Origin of the sequence: Streptomyces sp. NPDC013457, from assembly GCF_043089925.1 — a bacterium.
GTDB lineage: Bacteria > Actinomycetota > Actinomycetes > Streptomycetales > Streptomycetaceae > Streptomyces.
The window spans coordinates 51515-70811 of record NZ_JBICBL010000009.1 but is presented as its reverse complement, the minus strand read 5'-3'; the positions used below and the strand labels follow the sequence as shown (position 1 = coordinate 70811).

23 protein-coding genes and 1 pseudogene are annotated in these 19297 nt (G+C 71.4%); 9 read left to right on the top strand and 15 right to left on the bottom strand.

Translation table 11 applies throughout. The features are described from left to right. Window positions 1-78: 78 nt before the first annotated feature. Window positions 79-675, bottom strand: coding sequence for a hypothetical protein (locus tag ACF1G2_RS24405; protein WP_391800289.1), 597 nt, complete (start codon window positions 673-675; stop codon window positions 79-81). A 28-nt stretch (window positions 676-703) separates the two neighbouring features. Then, window positions 704-1141, bottom strand: coding sequence for a helix-turn-helix domain-containing protein (locus tag ACF1G2_RS24400; protein ID WP_391800288.1), 438 nt, complete (start codon window positions 1139-1141; stop codon window positions 704-706). A gap of 180 nt (window positions 1142-1321) precedes the next feature. On the opposite strand from ACF1G2_RS24400, the gene ACF1G2_RS24395 reads away from it, so the two are divergent. Together ACF1G2_RS24395 and ACF1G2_RS24390 are read left to right on the top strand one after the other, a co-directional pair. Continuing rightward, window positions 1322-1807, top strand: coding sequence for a MarR family winged helix-turn-helix transcriptional regulator (locus tag ACF1G2_RS24395; protein ID WP_391800287.1), 486 nt, complete (start codon window positions 1322-1324; stop codon window positions 1805-1807). Between the two features lie 99 nt (window positions 1808-1906). Then, window positions 1907-3388, top strand: coding sequence for an MFS transporter (locus ACF1G2_RS24390; protein ID WP_391800286.1), 1482 nt, complete (start codon window positions 1907-1909; stop codon window positions 3386-3388). Here ACF1G2_RS24390 and ACF1G2_RS24385 read toward each other — a convergent pair. Further along, window positions 3294-4235, bottom strand: coding sequence for a DMT family transporter (locus tag ACF1G2_RS24385; RefSeq protein ID WP_391800285.1), 942 nt, complete (start codon window positions 4233-4235; stop codon window positions 3294-3296). The two genes, ACF1G2_RS24390 and ACF1G2_RS24385, sit on opposite strands and share 95 nt — an antisense overlap. Window positions 4236-4307: 72 nt before the next feature. Between ACF1G2_RS24385 and ACF1G2_RS24380 the strand changes: the two genes are divergently transcribed. From ACF1G2_RS24380 to ACF1G2_RS24370, 3 genes are all read left to right on the top strand, one after another. Then, window positions 4308-5177, top strand: a complete 870-nt coding sequence (locus tag ACF1G2_RS24380; protein ID WP_391800284.1) for a LysR family transcriptional regulator — start codon at window positions 4308-4310, stop codon at window positions 5175-5177. A 170-nt stretch (window positions 5178-5347) separates the two neighbouring features. Continuing rightward, on the top strand, window positions 5348-6094 hold the full coding sequence (locus tag ACF1G2_RS24375) for a hypothetical protein (RefSeq protein ID WP_391800283.1): 747 nt from the start codon (window positions 5348-5350) through the stop codon (window positions 6092-6094). Window positions 6095-6160: 66 nt separating this feature from the next. Then, on the top strand, window positions 6161-7057 hold the full coding sequence (locus ACF1G2_RS24370; RefSeq protein ID WP_391800282.1) for a hypothetical protein: 897 nt from the start codon (window positions 6161-6163) through the stop codon (window positions 7055-7057). Here ACF1G2_RS24370 and ACF1G2_RS24365 read toward each other — a convergent pair. Beyond that, window positions 6982-7749, bottom strand: coding sequence for a TetR/AcrR family transcriptional regulator (locus ACF1G2_RS24365; protein WP_391800281.1), 768 nt, complete (start codon window positions 7747-7749; stop codon window positions 6982-6984). The two genes, ACF1G2_RS24370 and ACF1G2_RS24365, sit on opposite strands and share 76 nt — an antisense overlap. A gap of 97 nt (window positions 7750-7846) precedes the next feature. On the opposite strand from ACF1G2_RS24365, the gene ACF1G2_RS24360 reads away from it, so the two are divergent. After that, window positions 7847-8824, top strand: coding sequence for an ATP-binding cassette domain-containing protein (locus ACF1G2_RS24360; RefSeq protein WP_391800280.1), 978 nt, complete (start codon window positions 7847-7849; stop codon window positions 8822-8824). Beyond that, on the top strand, window positions 8817-9560 hold the full coding sequence (locus ACF1G2_RS24355; protein WP_391800279.1) for an ABC transporter permease: 744 nt from the start codon (window positions 8817-8819) through the stop codon (window positions 9558-9560). The genes ACF1G2_RS24360 and ACF1G2_RS24355 overlap by 8 nt, the downstream gene beginning before the upstream one ends. Before the next feature lie 10 nt (window positions 9561-9570). Here ACF1G2_RS24355 and ACF1G2_RS24350 read toward each other — a convergent pair whose 3' ends face one another. Beyond that, on the bottom strand, window positions 9571-10815 hold the full coding sequence (locus ACF1G2_RS24350) for a GNAT family N-acetyltransferase (RefSeq protein WP_391800278.1): 1245 nt from the start codon (window positions 10813-10815) through the stop codon (window positions 9571-9573). Between the two features lie 105 nt (window positions 10816-10920). Then, entirely contained in the window at window positions 10921-11496 is a 576-nt protein-coding gene (locus tag ACF1G2_RS24345) for an ABC transporter substrate-binding protein (protein ID WP_391800277.1), read from the bottom strand. Window positions 11497-11622: 126 nt separating this feature from the next. On the opposite strand from ACF1G2_RS24345, the gene dtd reads away from it, so the two are divergent. Next, window positions 11623-12048, top strand: a complete 426-nt coding sequence (gene dtd / locus ACF1G2_RS24340; protein WP_383167877.1) for a D-aminoacyl-tRNA deacylase — start codon at window positions 11623-11625, stop codon at window positions 12046-12048. A gap of 42 nt (window positions 12049-12090) precedes the next feature. Here dtd and ACF1G2_RS24335 read toward each other — a convergent pair whose 3' ends face one another. From ACF1G2_RS24335 to ACF1G2_RS24310, 6 genes are all read right to left on the bottom strand, one after another. After that, the gene (locus tag ACF1G2_RS24335; protein ID WP_391800276.1) at window positions 12091-13071 is read right to left on the bottom strand and encodes a YgfZ/GcvT domain-containing protein; all 981 of its coding nucleotides are present in this window, start codon (window positions 13069-13071) and stop codon (window positions 12091-12093) included. A 9-nt stretch (window positions 13072-13080) separates the two neighbouring features. Continuing rightward, window positions 13081-13518, bottom strand: a complete 438-nt coding sequence (locus ACF1G2_RS24330; protein WP_391800275.1) for a Fur family transcriptional regulator — start codon at window positions 13516-13518, stop codon at window positions 13081-13083. Window positions 13519-13622: 104 nt separating this feature from the next. Continuing rightward, entirely contained in the window at window positions 13623-14195 is a 573-nt protein-coding gene (locus ACF1G2_RS24325; protein WP_391800274.1) for an FABP family protein, read from the bottom strand. A 226-nt stretch (window positions 14196-14421) separates the two neighbouring features. After that, window positions 14422-15375, bottom strand: a complete 954-nt coding sequence (locus ACF1G2_RS24320) for a hypothetical protein (protein ID WP_391800273.1) — start codon at window positions 15373-15375, stop codon at window positions 14422-14424. Beyond that, a complete protein-coding gene (locus tag ACF1G2_RS24315) occupies window positions 15372-16151 on the bottom strand; it encodes a hypothetical protein (protein ID WP_391800272.1) in 780 nt (259 codons plus the stop codon). The genes ACF1G2_RS24320 and ACF1G2_RS24315 overlap by 4 nt, the downstream gene beginning before the upstream one ends. Window positions 16152-16168: 17 nt before the next feature. Next, entirely contained in the window at window positions 16169-16927 is a 759-nt protein-coding gene (locus ACF1G2_RS24310; RefSeq protein ID WP_391800271.1) for a hypothetical protein, read from the bottom strand. A gap of 107 nt (window positions 16928-17034) precedes the next feature. Here ACF1G2_RS24310 and ACF1G2_RS24305 point away from each other — a divergent pair, with 107 nt between their 5' ends. Beyond that, window positions 17035-17397: a DsrE family protein gene (locus tag ACF1G2_RS24305; protein ID WP_137994334.1), complete on the top strand. Its 363-nt coding sequence runs from the start codon at window positions 17035-17037 to the stop codon at window positions 17395-17397. Between the two features lie 26 nt (window positions 17398-17423). On the opposite strand, the pseudogene ACF1G2_RS24300 reads toward ACF1G2_RS24305, so the two are convergent. The 3 genes and pseudogenes from ACF1G2_RS24300 to ACF1G2_RS24290 form a co-directional block, all read right to left on the bottom strand. After that, window positions 17424-17702, bottom strand: a pseudogene (locus ACF1G2_RS24300) (DUF3099 domain-containing protein); the annotation flags it as partial. A gap of 107 nt (window positions 17703-17809) precedes the next feature. Then, complete coding sequence (locus ACF1G2_RS24295) at window positions 17810-18097, bottom strand: DUF1416 domain-containing protein (RefSeq protein WP_352191368.1); 288 nt, start codon at window positions 18095-18097, stop codon at window positions 17810-17812. A 39-nt stretch (window positions 18098-18136) separates the two neighbouring features. Continuing rightward, window positions 18137-18976: a sulfurtransferase gene (locus tag ACF1G2_RS24290; protein ID WP_260230573.1), complete on the bottom strand. Its 840-nt coding sequence runs from the start codon at window positions 18974-18976 to the stop codon at window positions 18137-18139. Window positions 18977-19297: the final 321 nt, after the last annotated feature.

Here is a 19297-nt window from a genome sequence, read left to right as displayed (position 1 = left end):
CGCCTAGTCAGTGATGGGGAGCCCTCGCGGCCAAGGTACCCGGTACAACGCGCCGGGCAACCTGATTGGTGCCCGCGGTCACTTCTCGGTGGCGGTGACCGGCTTCTTGGCCGGCGCCTTGCGCACGGTGGTCTTCCGGGCGGGCTTGGACGCCTCGGCCGTACCGGCGGGCTCGGCCGCCTTGGCGGCGGGCACCTGGGCCTTGGACTCGGCCTTCTTCGCCTCCGGCGCGCTCGCCGGCTCCGGCTCGACGACCACCGCGATCTCGGTGATCTCATCGGCCACCTCACCGCGCCACGCCCGGACGGCCTCCTCGCCGTGGGCGGCGACCTCCTCGTACTTCTCGCGCGCCTTGACCGCGTACTCGGCGGCCACGCCGACGCTCCGCAGGGCCAGGTCCTGAGCGGTCTCGCCGAGCTTCTTCAGGTCGGTGTCGAGGTTGCCGACGACCTCGGCGAGCTTCGACTGCACGGTGGCCTGGGCCTCCTTGGCCCGGTCCGTGACCTTCTCCTGCACGGCCTTGGGGTCGGTGTTGCGGACGGCGTCGATGCGCGCGGGCGCCTCGGCGGCGATCTGCTCGATCAGGCCGGGGACCTTCTTGGCCTGCTGGACGGCGAGGTCGGCGGTGCCGGCGGCGAAGTAGAGGGGGGTACGCAGTTCTTCGATGATGGCCATGGTGGTGGTCCTCCCGGATGTGTACGTACTAGCTCGGGGTGGGTCCGGCTGTGACGCCGGTGGCATCGGCGGCGTCGGCGGCGTCGGTCGCCTGGACCGCCTCGGCCGCTTCAGCCGCCTCGGCGGCGTTCTCCTTGCGGAAGGAGTCGTAGATCTGGAGCAGCACCTGCTTCTGCCGCTCGCTTATGGAGGGGTCGGCCAGGATGACGGCGCGCGTCTCCAGCTCGTCCCGCTCCTTCTCGTCGAGGATTCCGGCCCGCACGTACAGCGTCTCGGCGGAGATCCGCAGGGCCTTGGCGACCTGCTGCAGCACCTCGGCGCTGGGCTTGCGCAGACCGCGCTCGATCTGACTCAGATACGGATTGGACACCCCCGCGGCCTCCGCGAGCTGCCGCAACGACAGCTGCGCGGTGCGCCGCTGCTCACGGAGGTACTCGCCAAGGTTGCCGACGTTGAGTGATGCCATGACGGTGACGATGACATCCGGCGCTAACTTTTGCAAGCAGGCGCTTGCAAGAGTGTCGCGCCTCACCGTGCGGGCGTACGCCGGAGGCGAGGCGGCCACGCGAGCCGGGGAAGTCCGGCGGGCGGGGGTCGTCCGCTTTCTGATAATCCGCGACGGATCGAGTGACCTACCCTGGCTGGCATGACAGCCATGGCACCCTCGCGCACCGAACCGGACCTCTCCTACCTTCTCGATCACACCAGCCACGTCCTGCGTACGCAGATGACCGCCGAGCTCGGGGAGATCGGACTCACCCCCCGTATGCACTGCGTCCTCGTCCACGCCCTGGAGGAGGAGCGCACCCAGGCGCAGCTCGCCGAGATCGGGGACATGGACAAGACCACGATGGTCGTCACCGTCGACGCCCTGGAGAAGGCCGGCCTCGCCGAGCGCCGGCCTTCCAGCTCCGACCGGCGCGCCCGGATCATCGCGGTGACGGCGAAGGGGGCGGAGGTCGCGGCGGAGAGTCAGGAGATCGTCGACCGGGTGCACCACGGCGCCCTGGCCTCACTCCCCGACACGGAGCGCGAGGTGCTGCTGCGTGCGCTGAACCGCCTGGTCACCGGCCACCTGGAGACGCCCGTCGAAGGTGCACGGCCGGCCCGTCGGGCGCGACAGAAGGGCTGACCCCCACCCCCACCCCATCCTCGATCCGTAAAAGATAGTCTGCAACGGAACTATCTGCTACGGTCTTTCCTGTTGCCTCCGTCGAACAGGAGAGACCCCATGCCCGCCACATCCGCCCCCTCCCGCTCCCGCTCGCTCGCCCTCGGCGTCCTGGCCGCCGGGATGCTGATGACGATCCTCGACGGCAGCATCGTCACCGTCGCCATGCCGGCCATCCAGGGCGACCTCGGCTTCACCCCGGCCGGGCTCAGCTGGATCGTCAACGCGTACCTCATCGCCTTCGGCTCGCTGCTCCTCCTCGCCGGACGCCTCGGCGACCTGATCGGCCGCCGGCGGATGTTCCTCGCGGGCACGGCCGTCTTCACCGCCGCCTCGCTGCTCGCCGGCGTCGCGGCCTCCCCCGGCGTCCTGATCGCGGCACGCTTCCTCCAGGGCGTCGGCAGCGCGATGGCCTCGGCCGTGAGCCTCGGCATCCTCGTCACGCTCTTCACCGAAGCCCGCGAACGCGCCAGGGCCATCGCCGTGTTCAGCTTCACCGGCGCGGCCGGCGCCTCCATCGGACAGGTCCTCGGCGGGGTCCTGACCGACGCGCTCACCTGGAACTGGATCTTCTTCATCAACCTGCCCATCGGCGTCGCGACCCTCCTCGTCGCCCTCCGCGCCCTGCCCGCCGACCGCGGTCCGGGCCTCAGGGCCGGCGGCGGCGCGGACGTGCTCGGCGCGCTGCTCGTCACCGCCGGTCTGATGGTCGGCATCTACGCGGTCGTCAAGATCGAGGAGTACGGCGCGGCCTCGGCCCACACCCTCGGGCTCGGCGCGCTCTCGCTCGCCCTCCTCGCCGGCTTCGTCGTCCGCCAGGCCAGGATCGCGAACCCGCTGATGCCGCTCCGGATCCTGCGCTCGCGCAGCGTCTCGGGCGCCAACCTGGTCCAGATGCTGATGGTCGCCGCTCTCTTCTCCTTCCAGGTCCTCGTCGCGCTCCACCTGCAGAAGGTCCTCGCGTACGGCGCCGCCGAGACCGGTCTCGCGATGCTCCCGGCCGCCGCCGTCATCGGCGCGGTGTCCCTGGGCGTCTCGGCCCGCCTCAACGCCCGCTTCGGCGAGCGCGCCGTCCTGCTCTCAGGGCTCGCGCTGCTCGTGGTGATGCTCGGCCTGCTCACCCGGCTCCCGGTGCACGCCTCGTACGTCACCGATCTGCTGCCCGTGATGCTGCTGGCGGCCGGTTTCGGCCTCGCGCTGCCCGCCCTGACCTCGCTGGGCATGTCCGGCGCGCGGGAGGAGGACGCGGGCCTCGCCTCGGGCCTCTTCAACACCACCCAGCAGATCGGCATGGCCCTCGGGATCGCGGTCCTCTCCACCCTGGCCGCCACCCGTACCGAGTCCCTGACCGAGGCGGGCCGGCCCGTAGCCGAGGCCCTGACCTCCGGTCACCACCTGGCGTTCGCCGTCGCCACCGGGCTCCTGGCCGCCGCCTTCGCCGTCGCCCTCACGGTGCTGCGCCGGCCGAGGAACGGCGGGCGGGCCCAGCGGGAGCAGGGGCAGGGACAGCAGCGGGAGCGGGTCGCGGCGCCCGCCGCGTAAGCGCCACACCGGCGAGTACGACCGCCATCCCCACCACGACCCGTACCGTCAGCGGTTCGTCCAGGACGAGGGCCCCGAGCGCCACCGAGACGACCGGCAGCAGGTAGCCGACCGTCGCGGCGCTCGTCGGGCCCTCCTCGGCGATCATCCGGTAGTTGAGGTGGAAGGTCAGCCCGGTCGCGAAGACCCCGAGGACGACGACCGCGCCCACCCCCGCCCAGGTCACCGCCCCCGCGCCCCCGGCCATGGCCAGCGGCGCCGGCGCGCTGAGGACGGTCGCCGCCACGAGCTGGGCCGCGGAGAGCGCCACGGGAGCGGTGCCCCGGCCGGTGAGCCGGCGGGCCATGTACGCGAAGGCCACCGCATAACTCGCAGAAGCGCCGAGCAGGGCAAGCGCGCCCCAGCTCAGCAGCCCGGAGTCCCCGCTCCAGGGCGCGAAGATCAGCAGTACCCCGGCGAAGCCGAGGACGAGCCCGCCGGCCTTCGCCGCACCGAGGCCGCGCTCCGTGCCGATCACCGGCCCGATGAACAGGGACCAGAGCGGGGTGGTGGCGTTCAGAACGCCCGCGACACCGCTGTCGACGGACTGCTCACCGATGCCGAACAGCAGGAACGGCAGGGCGTTGCAGAAGAAGGCCGCGACCGCCAGCCGCCCCCACGTCGTCCGGTCCCGCGGCAGCTTCTGCCCGCCCGCCCACGCGAGCGCGAGCAGCACACCGGCCCCGAGCAGGCACCGTACGAAGGTGATCCACCCGGGGGTGAGGCCGTGGTCCAGAGCCAGCTTGATCCAGAGGAAGCCCGAGCCCCAGAGCAGGGCCAGGACGCCCATGCGCGTCGCCGAAGTCATGGCGTCCACGGTCCTCGCCGCGACTCGACAGGACAAGCGCAGGATCATGCATCCACCGTTAAGCTGTGCTACATGCTCGATGTGAGACGCATGCAGGTCCTCCGGGCCGTCGTCACCAGCGGCTCCGTCACCGCCGCCGCCGCGAACCTCGGCTACACGCCCTCCGCCGTGAGCCAGCAGATCAACGTCCTGGAGAAGGAGGCCGGCATCGCGCTGCTCGAACGCTCCGGGCGGGGCGTCCGGCCCACCGCCGCCGGGCTGCTGCTCACCGAGCACGCGGCCCTGATCGGTCGCCAGGTCGCCGAGGCCGAGACCGCGCTCGCGGACCTGAGGGCCGGGCGCACCGGGCAGGTGACCGTCCGGTACTTCGCCACCGCCGGCACCGACCTCGTCGCCCCGGCCCTGGCCCGCTTCCGGTCCGAACACCCGGGTGTACGGGTGGACCTGAGGATCGCCGAGGGCGCGGCGCCCGACCCGGAGGCGGACCTCACGCTCGTGGTCCGGCCGCGGGGCACAGCGTCCGCCGACGGCCTCCGCCTCGTCCACCTCGTCGACGACCCGTACCGGGCCGTCCTCCCCAGGGGCCACCGGTTCGCCGACCGCAGGCTCGTCGACCTCGCCGACCTCGCGGACGAGCCGTGGGTCGGCAGCGAACGCCCCGGCCCCTGCCTGGACGCGGTCCTGGAGGCCTGCGCGGCGGCCGGGTTCACGCCGGACATCGCGGTGGAGTGCGAGGAGTACGCCACCGCCCAGGGGTTCGTCGCCGCCGGCCTGGGGATCAGCCTGGTCCCGGTGGCGGGCCTGGGCAGCCGCCACCCGAACGTGGTCGTCCGTAAGGTCCGCGGCCCGGAGCCGGTCCGCTCGATCCACGCGGCGGTTCGGGAGTCCTCCCTGGCGCTGCCCGCCGTACGGGATCTCCTGACGGCGCTTCAGGAGGCGTGAGCCCGCCCCGAGGTCCCGGGCCGCCCTCCGGGTCGCTCCCGTGCGGCGCGTGTCCGCCGTTCCGGTCGTCGTGTTGACCCGGCCGGGTCCCGGGCCGTGCGAGGCCCGGCGAGGCGTAGTGGAGTGGGAGCTCGCCGACCGGCCCACGACACCGACAGGGAGCAACCGACGTGAGCCGACCTCCCGCTCCCCCGCCGCAAGAACCGCAGGAACCCCAGGAACCGCAGGAACCGCAGGAACCGCAGGCGCCCCAGGAACCCCCGCCACAGCAGACCGAGCCCGTCGGCGAGGCCCGCTGGCCCATGGCCGCGGCCGTCGTGACCGCCATGGTGCTCACCCTGCTGCTCCCCGACTCCCTGCGGATCGCGCCCAAGTGGGTGCTCCCGTCCGCCGAGGGCCTGCTCCTGCTGGCGCTGATCGCGGGCGACCCGGGCCGGATCGACCGCCGCTCCGCCGCACTGCGCGCCGTGTCGATCACCCTCGTCGCCGTGCTCGCGCTCGGCGCCGTCTGGTCGACCGTCCAGCTGATCGACGACATCATCCACAACGGGAGCGAGACCGCCGACGCCACCAGCCTGCTCCAGACCGGGGGCACGGTCTGGGCGGGCACGGTCCTCGCGTTCTCGCTGCTGTACTTCGAGCTCGACGGCGGCGGAGCGGCGGCCCGCCTCCACCGCATGCCCCCTACCCCGGCACTCGCCTTCCCCCAGCAGTTCAGCCCCGAGCTCGCCGCGCCCGACTGGCGCCCCCACTACGTCGACTACCTCTATCTCGGGCTCACCAACGCCACCGCCTTCAGCCCCACGGACGTCATGCCGCTTGCACCCTGGGCCAAGCTCACCATGGCGGTGCAGTCCCTCGTCTCCCTGGTCATCCTCGGCCTGGTGGTCGCCCGCGCCGTCAACGTGCTCACCTGACGGCAGACATATCGCCCTACTCGTTACATAAGGGTGGTTTCCGTCCGGGAGGGATACAGTCGGCTCGTGGCGGGAGCGAAGGTGCACTCCGAAGGAGCGGGACCGTTCACGACCCGGGTCACGTGGCGGCCCGAGACCGGGGTCACCGCGGTCTGGGAATCGCGCCTGGCGCGCAAGCGAGCCCTGCTGACCGTCCGTGCGGCGGGCGAGCCGGAGCCCCGCGCGCGGACGGCGGACAGCGTCTCGGTCGGCCGGATGCGCAGGCTGAACGCCGTCGCCGCCTGCGCGTTCACCGTCGGGGGCGCGCTGTTCGCCCTCGGTGCCGGGCTGGCCCAGTTCGGTCCGGGCGACATCACGAGTGCGTGGATCTACTTCACCGGCGGCCTCTGCTTCAACACCGGCGGGTACGCCTCACTGCTCCAGGCGATCAACACGCCCGACCGTGACCACGAGGCCGGGGCGCTGGCCGCGCGGCGCTGGAGATGGTGGAGCTACGAACCGGGCCGGATCGACTGGCTCAGCACCTTCGTGCTGTTCGCCGGCACCCTCGTGTTCGGCATCAACCTGGTGGGCTCGCTGCTGCACGGGCTCTCCGTGGAGCAGGTGAACAGGCTGGTCTGGGCCCCGGACATGGTCGGCTGCATCCTGTTCCTGATCTCCGGGCACCTCGCGCTGGTCGAGGTGTGCCACGGGCGGCCACGGATCCTCCCGCACGACCTCGCCTGGTGGATCGTGGCGGTCAACCAGCTCGGGTCGGTCCTCTTCATGGCCTCGGCGGTCACCGCCTTCACCCGGCCCTCGACCGGGGACCTGGTGAGCGTCGCCGTCGCCAACTGGGGCACGCTCACGGGAGCGGCATGCTTCGGCGTCGGCGGTGTGCTCCAGTTCTACGAGCGCCCGGCCCCCTCCACCAGCGGTGCGACCCCGTCGAGGATCCGGTCCAGACCGAACCGGAACTCGTAGTCGGGCTCGTCCGCCTGGTCCATCACGCCCGCGTCCAGCATCCGCGCAACCGCCGGATAGCGCTCCGGGTCTGCCAGCCGCCGCAGGGTGTGGCCGTAACGGGAGAGGACCACCTCCGGGCTCTCCCCGCTCGCGCTGATGACGGCGCCGAGGTCGGCCATCATCAGCGCCTCGTTGCGGACGAAGCCGCCGAGCAGCATGACGACCGAGACCTTGGTCCCCTCGTCCAGGCCGGTGCCCTCCAGGGCGACCATGGCCTGCTCCCACCAGGCGACGGTGTTCGGCGTCGCGGGCGGGCCGGAGAGCGGGATGCGGAGCATCCAGAGGTTGCGGTGGTAGACCTCGCGCATCGCCCAGGCCCAGTGCTCGATCCCCTCGCGCCAGCCGGTGCCGGGCGGGAGCGGGACGGGCGGGGCGCCCGTGGCGACGTCCTGCATCAGGACGTACAGCTCGCTCTTGGCGCCGACGTAGCGGTAGAGGGACATGGGCGAGACGCCGAGCTCCTTGGCGATCCGGCCCATGGAGACCGCGTCGAGGCCCTCCGCCGAGGCGACGGCGACGGCCGTGGTCACGATCCGGTCGAGGGTGAGCCCCGGCTTGGGGCCCTTGGAGGGGCGCTCGCGCAGCCCCCAGGCGGCCTCGATGCTCGCGGGCAGGAAGGTTCCGCCGCCCTCGGTCCTGTCGTCCGCCACCACATCCGCCCTTCTTCGCTTGACGGCCATCCTAGTAATGCGTAACCCTTACACAGTAACGCGTAGGGCATACGCAGTACTGATCCCAGGGGGAACCATGCCATCCGCCGCCGCGCCCGCACCACGCGCCGTCCCGGCCGCACCACCCGCCGTCGAAGCCTCCGGCCTGCGCAAGGCCTACGGGACCGTCCCCGTACTCGACTCCCTCGACCTCCGCGTCGAACAGGGCACCGTCTTCGCCCTCCTCGGCCCCAACGGCGCCGGCAAGACGACCACGGTCCGCATCCTCGCCACCCTCACCGCCCCGGACTCCGGCCGGGCGCGCGTGGCCGGATACGACATCGCCGGCGAGCGGTCCCGGGTGCGCCGCGCCATCAGCCTCACCGGGCAGTTCGCCGCCGTCGACGAGATGCAGACCGGCGCCGAGAACCTGCGCATGATGGCCCGGCTCTCCGGCCTCTCCCGCCCGGCCGCCGCCCGCCGCGCCACCGAACTCCTGGAGCGCTTCGGCCTCTCAGAGGCGGGTGGGCGCCTCGCCAGGACGTACTCGGGGGGCATGCGCCGCCGCCTCGACCTCGCCGCCGGTCTGGTCCGCGACCCCGGCGAGACCTCGGTGATCTTCCTCGACGAGCCGACCACCGGACTCGACCCGCGCAGCCGCAGGGAACTCTGGGACGTGGTCCGTGCCCTCTCCGACAGCGGTACGACCGTCTTCCTCACCACCCAGTACCTGGAGGAGGCCGATCGGCTCGCCGACCGGATCGCCGTCATGGACGCCGGCCGGGTCGTCGCCGAAGGCACCGCGCAGCAGCTCAAGGCCCGGTTCGCCGACCACCGGCTCGACCTCGTCCTGCGCGACCGGGAGAGCTACCTCCGGTTCGCCGACCGGGCCGTCCACCACGAGCCCGAGACCCTCACCCTCGGCGTCCCCACCGACGGCAGCGCCGCCCAGGTCCGGGCGCTCCTCGACGAACTCGACCCCGGCCGCACCGACATCGTCCGCTTCGCGCTGCGCACCGCGACGCTCGACGACGTCTTCCTGACGCTCACGGAGAAGGAGCCCCTCCATGTCTGACGCCCTCACCATGACCGCCCGCGGGCTCCGCCTCGGCCGCCGCAACGTCGACGCCGTCATCACCTCGATGATGCTGCCGATCATGCTGATGCTGGTCTTCGTCTACTTCTTCGGCGGAGCCATCGACACCGGCACGCGGTACGTGACCTACGTGGTCCCCGGCGTCCTCATCCTCTGCTCCGGCTTCGGCTCCGCCGGGACCGCCGTCGGCGTCAGCGAGGACATGAAGGGCGGGATCATCGACCGCTTCCGCTCGCTCGACATCGGCGGTACGCCGATCCTCGCCGGCCATGTCGGCGCGAGCGTCGCCCGCAACCTCGTCGCCACCGTGCTCGTCCTCGGCGTGGCCTTCGCGATCGGCTTCAGGCCCACCGCGACCCCGCTCGGCTGGCTCGCCGCGCTCGGACTGCTCGTCGCCTTCATCACCGCGATCTCCTGGCTCGCGGCGGCGCTCGGGCTGCTCACCCGCACACCCGAAGCGGCGGGCGGGGTCACGTTCTTCATGATGTTCCTGCCCTACCCGAGCAGCGCGTTCGTCCCGATCGAGACCATGCCGGGCTGGCTGCACGGCTTCGCCGAGCACCAGCCCGTCACCCCGCTCATCGAGTCGATGCGCGGACTGCTGCTCGACCAGCCGGTCGGCGACACGCCCTGGATCGCGCTGGCCTGGTGCGCCGGACTCATGGCCACGGGCATCGCCGCCTCGGGGGCGCTGTTCCGCCTCCGGACGAGGTGAGGGAGACCGCTCAGAATATGTCGGGGCACCACGGCCGGCGCGCGGACCGCAGCACCACGTCCGCGCGGGCGGCCGCACCCGCCGTCAGCTCCTCCACCCGGCCCAGTGCCACCAGCCGCGTCACCGACTCGTCGCCGAGCGAGAGGGTCCCCAACTCGGCGATGTCGAGGGCGAGGTCGGCGGATCCGGTCGTACGGGAACACTCCGCGCCCTCCGGGGAGGCGTCGAGCCGGTAGCGCCCGCCGGCCAGTCCGTCCGCGTCCCGCAGCTCCAGGACGAGGGAGCCGGAAGCCGCGTAACTACGGCCCTCCAGCACCTTGGCCACGTCCAGGACCCTGACCCACAGCATGTCGGCGTGGCTGACGACCCTCGCCGCGCGCGGGTCGGGCAGGAGCATCGGCAGGAGGTCGTCGGGGGCGCGGTAGCCCGACCGGACCGAGGTCACCCAGTCGATCGAGCAGAGGTACTGCCACAGCGCCCGCTCGGCGGCCGGGGTGCAGGCGATCAGGTCCCGGACGGAGACCGTGTTGACCGGCTGCTTGCCGTCGTCCCACTTGTCGTCCGAGCGGTAGGCGGCATAACCCTCCACCTCGCCGGACTCCGAGCGGTAGACGGCGTAGAAGGGCTCGGTCCAGGGCTCGGTCTGGAAACCGGCACCCGTGCCGCGCTCCCAGTCGCGCGCCTCCCGGTTCGGGACGCCGGCCCGGACGCGGGCCAGCCGGCGGTGGACCTCGGGGCCGATCTTGCGGATCTCGGCGCCGTCGGACAGCTCGATCGAGCCGCCGCACTCGGGCCGGCCCGTGCGGCGGGGGTCGAGCCCGGCGCGCGTCAGGTCGACGGCCCACTCGGTGGTCCAGGCGGCGGGCCCGAAGCCGTACCGGCCGTAGATCGGGTACTCGGCGGCGATGAGGGTCGCGACGGCGTCGCCCCGCTCCTTCGCCGCGGCGAGGTCCGCCGTCATCGCCCCCCTGAGCACGCCTCGGCGGCGGTGCGTCGGCGAGACGGTGACCTGGCTGACGGCGTCGGCGACGAGCGAGCCGCCCCCGACCGTGGACAGCTCCTGCGTGAAGGTACGGAAGGTGCCGACGATCCTGCCCTTGTCGAACACGCCGAGCGTGCGGGAGAGGTCGAAGTTCTGCCGCCGCGCCTCGGCCTCGCCGTCCCCGAGGACCGGTGGCCGCATGAACCCCGTCTTCACGGCACACAGCCACTCGCCGAACTCGGACTCGCCCACGGGGCGTACCTCAAGGCTCATGACGGCGAGACTATGCACGCCACCGATCCCGCGCACGCGAGTTTTCCCGCGCCACCGGCGCGGGCGCCCGCGCGCCCCGGCCTCACGCGCCCCGGCCTCACTCGCTCAGGCCAGGAGGTCGTCCACCTGCGCCTCGCCCTCGCGGTAGCGGCGGGTGATCTCCGCGCTGCAGTCGTCGGCCGTCCGCTGGAGGTCCTGCCGCCGGCGCGAGATCTGCTGCTCGTACCCCGCGAGCCGGCCCATCGCCGTGTGCAGCTCGTCGTCCGTCCGCGCCCCGAGGTCGGAGAGCTCGACCTCCGACAGCATCTCCGCAGCCAGCCGCCGGTACTCCTCGCTCCGCGGCGTCGACAGCGTCACGTGCCGCGCCGACGAGCCCCGACTCGACGGCACGTCCGCGAGGATCTCCGACAGGCGGTCCAGGACCGGCGACTCCGGATCCGTACGCCGCGCCAGCTCGGCCCTGAGGATGTCGATACGGCCCTGCAGCATCCGCCGTACGTAACTGAGGTCCGCCTCGTCGCCCTGCGCGTCACGGCGGAGCGCGCGCAGCTCCGGCAGCCTCAGGGCGGCGATGTCCGGCTGCCGCCGCTCCGGCAGTGCGGGCTCCGCCGTCCGCTGCACGGGCGGCCGTACGCCTACTCCGAAACGGGCCGGCGTCTGCCCGGCGCCAGGTGCACTCATGTGAATCGTCCCCTCGACCGGTGCGGAACCGCACCGCCTGACACGCATGGTGCCACTCCCGCCCCTGCGCGTGCAGGCGCTCTGCACCCGTTCAGCCCCTATGCGAAGGTCTGTAGGTTGGCCTGTATGCGTGCAGTGGTGCAGAGAGTGGACGGCGCGAGCGTCGTCGTCGCGGGCGAGACCGTGGGCGAGATCGTCGGCGAGGGGCTGTGTGTGCTGGTGGGAGTCACCCACGAGGACACTCCGGAGAAAGCGGCACAGTTGGCCAGAAAACTGTGGTCCGTCCGGATTCTGGAGGGAGAGAAATCCTGTTCGGACATTAATGCCCCCTTGCTGGTGATTTCTCAGTTCACCCTCTACGGGGACGCGCGCAAGGGCCGCCGGCCCACCTGGAACGCCGCGGCGCCCGGCCCGGTCGCCGAGCCGCTCGTCGACGAGGTCGTGGCACGGCTGCGCGAGCTGGGCGCGCACGTGGAGACGGGCCGGTTCGGAGCGGACATGCGCGTCTCGCTCACGAATCACGGCCCGTTCACGGTGCTCCTGGAGGTCTGAGGAGCCAGGTCCGGTCCTCAGCCCTGTCTTCCCGACCGGGCTCTAGGGCTCGACCACCGTCTCCTGCGCGGCGGCCGTGTCCCCGGCCATCAGCTCCGCGTCCACCGGCACGTTCCGCTTCACCATCGCCAGCGCGATCGGCCCCAGCTCGTGGTGGCGGCCCGAGGTGGTGATGAACCCCAGCTGGCGGCCCTCGGCGCCGTCCGACGCGAGCCGGATCGGGGTGCCGTGGCCCGGCAGATGGACCTCGCTGCCGTCCAGGTGCAGGAAGACGAGGCGGCGCGGCGGCTTCCCCAGGTTGTGGACGCGCGCGACGGTCTCCTGCCCGCGGTAGCAGCCCTTCTGCAGGTGGACCGCGCTCCCGATCCAGCCCAGCTCGTGCGGGATGGTCCGGTGGTCGGTCTCGAAGCCGAGCCGCGGCCGGTGCGCCTCGATCCGCAGCGCCTCGTACGCGAGCATCCCGGCGGCCGGGCCGTGCGCGGCCGCGAAGGTCTCCAGGTCGGCGCGGGGCAGGAACAGGTCGCGGCCGTGCGGGGTCTCCCGTACGACGACACCCGGCGGCACCTCGGCGATGGAGCCGGCCGGCAGGTGGACGACGGCGACCTCGTCCGTGCGGTCGGCGACCTCGACCCGGTAGAAGAACTTCATCGACTCCAGATAGGCGATGAGCTCGTCCTGCGTGCCGGGCTCGACATGCGCCCAGACGGTCTCGCCGTCGTCGACGAGGTAGAGCGCGTGCTCGATGTGACCGTTGGCGGAGAGGATCAGCGCCTCGGTGGCGCGGCCGACCGGGAGCTCGCTGACGTGCTGGGTGAGCAGCAGATGCAGCCAGCTCAGGCGGTCGTCGCCGGAGACGGCGACGACACCGCGGTGCGAGAGGTCGACGAAGCCGTCACCCGCGGCGAGGGCACGCTGTTCGCGGAACAGGTCGCCGTAGTGCGCGGCGACACCTTCGTCACGGCCTTCGGCGGGGACGGCGCCGGGCAGGGACAGCAGAGGGCTGTGCGCTGAATGTTGCTGCATGGGGCAAGCCTACGACTGCGTACCGGTGTCCTTGTTCGAACAGTCCCGGCATCGGCCGAAGATCGCGAAGTGCTTCATGTCCGTCTCGAAGCCGAAGGTCTCGCGCAGCTTCCCGGTGAACTCGGCGGCCACCTCGACATCCGCCTCGATGACCTCCGTACAGTCCCGGCAGACCAGGTGGAGGTGGTGGTGCCGGTCGGCGAGGTGGTACGTCGGCGCCCCGTGTCCGAGATGGGCGTGGGAGACGAGCCCGAGCTCCTCCAGGAGCTCCAGGGTCCGGTACACGGTGGAGATGTTCACACCGGCGGCCGTCCTGCGGACCTCGCCCAGGATGTCGTCGGGCGTCGCGTGCTCCAGCGTGTCCACGGCCTCCAGGACAAGCTGGCGCTGAGGCGTCAGCCGGTAGCCGCGCTGCCGCAGGTCGCTCTTCCAGTCGGTGCTCACCACGCCCCCAGTGTAGGAGGGCGTGGGCGCACACGGCTGGGTCTCGTGGGGCCGGATCGAAGAAGGCCTTCGGAAACGACCCTTCGGAGAAGGCCCGCGGAGAGGGCCTACTTGAAGAAGGCGATGCCGTCGTCCGGCAGGTCGCCGAGGTTGCGCGCCATCTCCGCGACCTCCTCGGGCGTCACGACCTTCTTCAGGTGCGCGGACATGTACGGGCGGAGCGGGACCTCGGGGGTCGCCTTCTCGCCCACCCACATCAGGTCGCCCTTGACGTAGCCGTAGAGCCGCTTGCCGCCGCTGTAGGCGCCGGCCGCCGCCGTACGGGCCACGGCGTCGGTGACCAGGTCGATCTGCGGCTTCTTGTCGGCCAGCTCGCCGTACCAGATCTCCACGATGCCCTGGTCGCGGACCATGACGGTCTCGACCTTGCGGTCCTTGTCGATCCGCCAGTAGCCGCTCTCGCTCTCCAGCGGGCGGACCTGCTTGCCCTCGTTGTCCAGGACCCACGAGTGCGAGTGGTACTCGATGAAGTCACGGCCGTCGTGGCTGAAGGTCACGGACTGACCGAAGTTGCACTTCTCGGCGCCGGGGAAGTCGGCCACGCCCGCGCCTTCCCACGTTCCGAGGAGGAACGCGAGGGGGACGAGGTCCGGGTTGAGGTCGGACGGGATCTCGATCATGAGCAGCTCTGTCGTTCCGTAGAGGTGATTACCGCTGGCCCTGGTACAGCTTCTTCACGGCCAGACCGGTGAACGCGAGCACGGCGACGCAGACCAGGGCCAGGAGGACTTCGAAGAAGATGATCACGGGTGCTCCTCGGATGAGCGTGAAGGCAGAACGGGCCGGGCCCCAGCTTAGTCTGCGGGGGCCCGGCCCTCTCTGCGAGGTCGGCCGGTGCGCGACGGGTCAGCCCAGGAGCTGGTTCTGGAGGGCCACGGTCTGCTGGAACGGGACCGTCAGCGCCTCCCCCTTGCGGGACTGGGTGACCAGCGCCAGGGTGTCGCCGGCCTGGATGTAGGCCCAGCGGGTCTGGTCGGTGTTCCGCGGCAGCTCGACGTGCGTGTACAGGACGGTGTACGGGACGCTGACGCTCGTCGGGAAGTCCCCGTCGACCTGCACCCCCTCGACACCGTCGAGGAGCGGACCGGTGGTCGCTCCGGCCTGCACGGCGTCGTCCTTGAAGGCCTCGGCGAAGGCCACCGAGTTGAACCGGAGCAGGTGGATCCGGGTCGTCGTACCGTCCGGCGTGGTCCAGCCCCGGGCCGCGATGTGCCGCAGGGCGGACTCCTTCAGCGCCTCCGACAGCTCGGGCCGTTCGTCCGTCCGGTACTGGGACAGGAACTGGTCCACGCCGACCCAGCCGCCGTTCAGCTTCGGGTCCGGCTTGGCGCCCTCAGGCGCGGGAAGGAGGAGCTTGCGCAGGTCGGCGTGGTGGATCTCGCCGTCGTTGCCCTCGGTGAAGGGCCGCGGCGCGTCCGCCGGGAGCGCGGGGAGGCTGAGCTCCGGGTAGACCCAGCGGCCGTCGCTCTCGGTCGCGAGACCGGGCACGTCGGTGCGCTCCATGGAGGTGATCCCGAGCGCGGTCCCGGTTCCGACGCCGGCGAAGACGAGCACGGCGGCGGTCCAGCGGGCGACGGCCCACAGGAGCGGCTTGCGGGAGGCCTTGGCCTGGGGCACCGCGCCCGGCTCGGCCTCCGCGGCGGGTACCTCGGTCGGCACGGCTTCGGCCTCCGCGGCGGGTACCTCGGTCGGCACGGCTTCGGCCTCCGCGGCGGGTACCTCGGTCGGCAGCGCTTCCGCTTCCGGGGCAGGCGCCTGCCCCGGGAGCTTCACGTCGGTGTCCGTCGTCTGCTCGGTCATACGTACTCCCCCGGGGACGTGATGTGGTCCAGCTGCTTGCGCACCAGCTTGGCGGCCGCCGCCCTGTCGAACGGCTTGGTGCCCGCGACGGTGACCGTGACCTCGACCTCGGAGTCGTACGCCGTGCAGTGCATCTCCACGAGCTCCCCGGCCTTCTCCGCCTTCGTCAGGTCCTTGTCCTCGGGGACCATGAAGCAGGCGGAGTTCTTGTGCCCGCCGATCTTCGGCCCCTTGGGGAACTCGAAGAGCTCGAAGAGATCCTTCCTGAGGTCGAACATCTCGCGGATCCGCTTCTTGTCCTTCATCTGCGTGACGCGGATGGAGACCACGACGTCGTTGCTCTCCGAGGCGAAGGAGCGGACGGCGATGCCCTTGATGCCGACCTTCTCGACGCGCTTCTCGTACGCCCGGCGCTTCTTGCCTGAGAGGCCCTTCCCCTCCTCCTTCAGCAGCGCGAGGGCCTCCTTGTCGCCCAGCTCGCCGTCGTTCCCGTACGACTCGATGTCGGGGCCGAGAACGTATCCCTCCGGCACCGGCAGGAGCAGCTTGCTGAGCGGCGTCGACGCCCGGCCGCGCGACGCGCCCGCGGCCGGGTCCTTGTCCCACTGCGTCGCCTCGGGCTCCTCCCAGGCGACGGTCGGGGCGCTGCGGTGGGCCGCGTCGACAGTGACGGCGGTGTAGGTGACGCCGCCGCCGATCGCGCCGAGGACGAGCACGGCCGGCAGGACGACCGTCAGCAGCTTGCGCCCACGGCCGGGCTTCGTCGGCTCGGTCACGGTGTTCAGGTCCTCGTTCACAGGCGCCCCAGCTGCTGCTCGGCGATCGATCTGATCTCCTTCGCGGAGATCTTCTTGGCGTCGACGACGAAGATCTCGGCCATGATGTCGCCGCGGTGGAAGTACGCCCGGGCCTCGTAGAGGTCCAGGTATCCGGCCTTCCGTTCCACCGGGAACACGTAGTAGCGGCCGTTGGCGGAGCCCTTGACCGCCTCCCCGTCGGAGGAGGCGAAGTCCTCGTCGGACATGTACTCCATCTGGCCCTCGGCGTGCTCCTGCGCGCCGAGGGTGTCGGTGGAGCGGTACTGCACCAGCCGGATCTCGGTGATCCGGTACGTGCCCTGCTGCCATGACGTGCGCGCGACGCGCCTGATGCCGCTGCTGAGCTGGAAGTCCAGCGCCCGGCCCGGGTTCTTGAAGTCACGGGCGTAGGCGGCGACCGACATCCAGCCGTCGCCGAGGTCCGAGAACTCCGTCTTCTTCGCGCCCGCCGGGCGCGGCAGGAGCAGCTTGCGCAGGTCGCCGTCCGTCTTGAGCCTGCGGTCCTCGGAGACCGGCAGGGGCGCGGCCTTCTGCCCCGCCGGGAGCGGCTTCGGGTAGGCGAGACCCGGCTGGTTCAGGGCGGGCAGAGCCGTCGGCTCCCGATCGGCCTGGACGCCGTAGCCGACGGCGGTGCCGCCGACGAGGCCGAGGACGGCGGCGAGGACGACGAGGCCGACCGTCCGTCCGGTCCTGCGCCGACGCGGCGCGGCGACGCTTTCTTCTGTGCTTTCCAAGAGAGGGTCCCCCCACGAGACCTGAAGCGAGGATTCCGTTATCCGCGCACAGCGCTGACTCGTGAGTGGTGCATGAGGTTGCAGGGGTCCGCATTACAGTTCGGTATATGGCGAAGAAGCTCGTGATCAAGGTGACCGCCGGGGCCGACGCTCCCGAACGCTGCTCCCAGGCCTTCACCGTGGCGGCCGTCGCCGTGGCCAGTGGGGTCGAGGTCTCGCTCTGGCTGACGGGCGAGTCGTCGTGGTTCGCGCTCCCGGGCCGGGCGGCGGAGTTCGAACTCCCGCACGCCGCGCCGCTCCCGGACCTGATCGACTCGATCCTGGCAGCGGGGCGGATCACGCTCTGCACCCAGTGCGCGGCCCGCCGGGAGATCACGGAGAAGGACGTCCTGGAGGGCGTCCGCATCGCCGGCGCACAGGTCTTCGTCCAGGAGGCCATGACGGACGGCACCCAGGCCCTGGTCTACTGACCGGCTGCCGACCGTCTGCCGGCCGGCTACTGGCCCTCGCGGCGCTTCTTGCCGTCCAGCTCGTCCCACCACTCGTCGGACTGCGGGTCCCCGGACGGATCGTCCCACCAGCGGTCCTCCGGGCCCCTCCGGTTCGCGATCATCGCGGCGACCGGCGGGATGAGCATGGCGACGACGCACATCCCGATGGCTACGGGCATCGAGAACAGCCGCACGACGGCCCAGGCGCCCACGAAGAGCGCCACACAGCCGCCCATCAGCCAGAAGTAGACGTGCCGACGACGCGCGTACATATCTTCAGAGTAAGACCGAAGGGCCGTGCCTCAAGTCCGGGAAAGCGTCCAACCCCCCAGGAGGCACGGCCCTTCGGCCGGTAGGCGGGGCTTCGTGTCCGAAGCCCTCATGGCGGTGATCAGACCGCGATCGCGACCTCGGCGAGGCCGCCGTGCTGCGCCACGACCTGGCGGTCGGCGGTGCCGCCGGGAACCAGGGCGCGGACGGTCCAGGTGCCCTCGGCCGCGTAGAACCGGAACTGGCCGGTGGCGGAGGTCGGGACCTCGGCCGTGAACTCGCCGGTCGAGTCCAGGAGGCGGACGTAACCGGTGACGGGCTCGCCGTCCCTGGTCACGAAGCCCTGGATGGTGGTCTCACCGGGCTTGATCGTCGAGGCGTCGGGGCCGCCGGGCTGTGCTCCACACATGTCTTTCGTCCTGTCCTTGGGTCCGTGCGTCCGGTGGTGTTACTTGTTGGCGCCGAGCTCGATCGGCACGCCCACGAGGGAGCCGTACTCGGTCCACGAGCCGTCGTAGTTCTTGACGTTCTCGACGCCGAGCAGCTCGTGCAGCACGAACCAGGTCAGCGCGGAGCGCTCACCGATGCGGCAGTAGGCGATGGTGTCCTTCGCCAGGTCGACCTGCTCGTCCTCGTAGAGGGCCTTGAGCTCGTCGTCCGACTTGAAGGTGCCGTCGTCGTTGGCGTTCTTCGACCACGGGATGTTGCGGGCGCTCGGCACGTGGCCGGGACGCTGCGACTGCTCCTGCGGGAGGTGGGCCGGCGCGAGCAGCTTGCCGGAGAACTCGTCGGGCGAACGCACGTCGACGAGGTTCTGGGCGCCGATCGCGGCCACGACGTCGTCGCGGAAGGCACGGATGGAGGTGTCCTGGGCCTTGGCCTTGTACTCGGTGGCCGGGCGGGCCGGGACCTCGGCCACGAGGTCGCGGGAGTCGAGCTCCCACTTCTTGCGGCCGCCGTCGAGGAGCTTCACGTCCTGGTGGCCGTAGAGCTTGAAGTACCAGTACGCGTAGGAGGCGAACCAGTTGTTGTTGCCGCCGTAGAGCACGACCGTGGTGTCGTTCGCGATGCCCTTCGCCGAGAGGAGCTTCTCGAAGCCCTCCTGGTCGATGAAGTCACGGCGGACCGGGTCCTGCAGGTCCTGGGTCCAGTCGATCCGGATCGCGTTGCGGATGTGGTTCTTCTCGTACGCGGAGGTGTCCTCGTCGACCTCGACGACGGCCACCTGCGGGTTGTCGAGGTTCGCCTCGACCCAGTCGGCGTCTACCAGGACGTCGCTGCGGCTCATGCTGTTCTCCTCCGGGGCAGTGTTCGGCGGTGTGGTGCGGTGTTGCGGTGCTGTGCGGTGTCGCGCAGGGGATTGCGGGTACGCGTCAGCGCCACGTACGGGCTACACGGGGGTGGCCCCGACCGGGGGTCGGAAGGGCCCGAGGAATACGGGACTGCGGCGTCCCGCTCAGACGGTGCGACAGAGCATGGCGGCGATGCGGCACAGGTCTACTGCCCGCCGCTTCGTGAGATCCGCCTGTCGCTTCATGCCCACGATCGTAGGGACGGACAGGCGGCCGTGTCACCGGTGTGTCGTATTTTGAGACGCGATCGTCCGAGA

What these genes read in the sequence shown, in the direction of transcription:
- ACF1G2_RS24355 (WP_391800279.1), top strand. Translation starts at nt 8,817, where the DNA reads ATGTCTGACGCCCTCACCATGACCGCCCGCGGGCTCCGCCTCGGCCGC.
- ACF1G2_RS24320 (WP_391800273.1), bottom strand. Translation starts at nt 15,375, where the DNA reads ATGACCGAGCAGACGACGGACACCGACGTGAAGCTCCCGGGGCAGGCG.
- ACF1G2_RS24345 (WP_391800277.1), bottom strand. Translation starts at nt 11,496, where the DNA reads ATGAGTGCACCTGGCGCCGGGCAGACGCCGGCCCGTTTCGGAGTAGGC.
- ACF1G2_RS24325 (WP_391800274.1), bottom strand. Translation starts at nt 14,195, where the DNA reads ATGATCGAGATCCCGTCCGACCTCAACCCGGACCTCGTCCCCCTCGCG.
- ACF1G2_RS24395 (WP_391800287.1), top strand. Translation starts at nt 1,322, where the DNA reads ATGACAGCCATGGCACCCTCGCGCACCGAACCGGACCTCTCCTACCTT.
- ACF1G2_RS24385 (WP_391800285.1), bottom strand. Translation starts at nt 4,235, where the DNA reads ATGACTTCGGCGACGCGCATGGGCGTCCTGGCCCTGCTCTGGGGCTCG.
- ACF1G2_RS24390 (WP_391800286.1), top strand. Translation starts at nt 1,907, where the DNA reads ATGCCCGCCACATCCGCCCCCTCCCGCTCCCGCTCGCTCGCCCTCGGC.
- ACF1G2_RS24350 (WP_391800278.1), bottom strand. Translation starts at nt 10,815, where the DNA reads ATGAGCCTTGAGGTACGCCCCGTGGGCGAGTCCGAGTTCGGCGAGTGG.
- ACF1G2_RS24305 (WP_137994334.1), top strand. Translation starts at nt 17,035, where the DNA reads ATGGCGAAGAAGCTCGTGATCAAGGTGACCGCCGGGGCCGACGCTCCC.
- ACF1G2_RS24360 (WP_391800280.1), top strand. Translation starts at nt 7,847, where the DNA reads ATGCCATCCGCCGCCGCGCCCGCACCACGCGCCGTCCCGGCCGCACCA.
- ACF1G2_RS24290 (WP_260230573.1), bottom strand. Translation starts at nt 18,976, where the DNA reads ATGAGCCGCAGCGACGTCCTGGTAGACGCCGACTGGGTCGAGGCGAAC.
- dtd (WP_383167877.1), top strand. Translation starts at nt 11,623, where the DNA reads ATGCGTGCAGTGGTGCAGAGAGTGGACGGCGCGAGCGTCGTCGTCGCG.
- ACF1G2_RS24400 (WP_391800288.1), bottom strand. Translation starts at nt 1,141, where the DNA reads ATGGCATCACTCAACGTCGGCAACCTTGGCGAGTACCTCCGTGAGCAG.
- ACF1G2_RS24335 (WP_391800276.1), bottom strand. Translation starts at nt 13,071, where the DNA reads ATGCAGCAACATTCAGCGCACAGCCCTCTGCTGTCCCTGCCCGGCGCC.
- ACF1G2_RS24380 (WP_391800284.1), top strand. Translation starts at nt 4,308, where the DNA reads ATGCTCGATGTGAGACGCATGCAGGTCCTCCGGGCCGTCGTCACCAGC.
- ACF1G2_RS24405 (WP_391800289.1), bottom strand. Translation starts at nt 675, where the DNA reads ATGGCCATCATCGAAGAACTGCGTACCCCCCTCTACTTCGCCGCCGGC.
- ACF1G2_RS24295 (WP_352191368.1), bottom strand. Translation starts at nt 18,097, where the DNA reads ATGTGTGGAGCACAGCCCGGCGGCCCCGACGCCTCGACGATCAAGCCC.